The organism is Oleiphilus sp. HI0117, assembly GCF_001635235.1.
Map to the genome: position 1 here is coordinate 1 of NZ_LWGA01001340.1, position 825 is coordinate 825.

Below are 825 nucleotides of genomic sequence, written 5' to 3' on the forward strand. Positions count from 1 at the left end.
TTTACACTTACATCTAAGCGCATACGTGGAGACCAGCCACACACAGTAGCAGGCCTTATATTATGCACCTGCATCTTATCGCTATAACTAAGCATAATTCGCTCTGCTACCATTTTGGTTTTGTTATATACAGTGATGGGAACAAGAGGTAAATCTTCGGTGACCTGAGGCTCATCTTTAATGCCATATACACTGCCAGAACTACCATAGAGCATATGTTTTACACCAGCTCTAACCGCCCTATCTGCAAGCAGCTGCGCGCCAAGAACATTAACCTCCCAGGATAGAGTAGGATTTAATTCAACCCCTGGGTCATTTGCAATATTAGCAAGATGGACAATCGTTTCGATACCTTCAAGCGGAATAGCGTCTATATTCCGAATATCTTCTTTTACTACTGTAAGTCGCTCATGAGGCTCTAAAAAATTACCAAACCACTGGGTATCGACGACGGTTACATGATGTCCATCGCTAAGAAGTTGGGGTGTAAGAACGCTGCCGATATAGCCGCAGCCGCCAGTAATTAGTATATTCATTATTTACGCTTTATGTTGGTAGTTGTGAGGAAGCGTCAGCAAGACTTCTAAGTTCTGTTCGACCCATTGCAATGTTTCGTTAATGCCATCGTCCAAAGTAATTTTATCGGCCCAAGAAAATTGCTTACGAACTTTAGTACTATCAAGTAAATATGCCTGATCTTTTCCTAAACGGTCTTCTGTAACATCAACAAAGTCTTCAAAAGAAACTTTTGTCACATCACCGACACGTTCAACAAGCTCCCGTATGGAAACTGTTTCACGAGTTGATATGTGGTAGGTCGAGCCT

At 42.1% G+C, this 825-nt stretch carries 2 protein-coding genes; both read right to left on the reverse strand.

Going from position 1 to position 825, the window contains the following annotated elements; genetic code table 11:
* Nucleotides 1-536: NAD(P)-dependent oxidoreductase (locus A3757_RS23130; RefSeq protein ID WP_156506511.1), on the reverse strand; the 536-nt coding region annotated here is incomplete at its 3' end.
* 3 nt (nucleotides 537-539) lie between these two features.
* A partial coding sequence (locus tag A3757_RS27290) for a hypothetical protein (protein ID WP_197470254.1) occupies nucleotides 540-825 on the reverse strand: 286 nt, incomplete at its 5' end.